This window comes from uncultured Tenacibaculum sp., assembly GCF_947495995.1.
Taxonomy (GTDB): Bacteria; Bacteroidota; Bacteroidia; order Flavobacteriales; family Flavobacteriaceae; genus Polaribacter.
Genome location: NZ_CANMAX010000039.1, coordinates 1 through 359 on the forward strand (window position 1 = coordinate 1; position 359 = coordinate 359).

Below are 359 nucleotides of genomic sequence, written 5' to 3' on the forward strand. Positions count from 1 at the left end.
GTTCCAGCTGCTCTATCAACTGATGCATTTCCGGCTGCAAAATCTCCTGCAACTGGAGTTACTCCATCTGCAACTACGGCATAAACATAACCTGTTCCTGTTCCGCCTGCTCCTACTGAAGTAATCGTTCCTAGGTTACAATCCTCTGGTGTGCTTGTAGCCGTTACTGTAACCTGTGGTAAGATTGTTGTGTTTACTGTATCTGTACATCCTTTATTGTCAACAACTTCTACAACATATGTATTGGCTCCTAATCCTGAGAATGTATGTGTACTTCCTGTAACATTAATGAAAGCTCCACTGTCTAAACGAACTCTAAACGGTGCTTCTCCACTTGTAATGTTTACAGCAATAGTTCC

Annotated in this window: 1 protein-coding gene; it reads right to left on the reverse strand. The window is 42.1% G+C overall.

Annotation, left to right across the window (positions count from 1 at the left end):
- A partial coding sequence (locus Q1A15_RS20955; RefSeq protein WP_299628403.1) for a hypothetical protein occupies window positions 1-359 on the reverse strand: 359 nt, incomplete at both ends.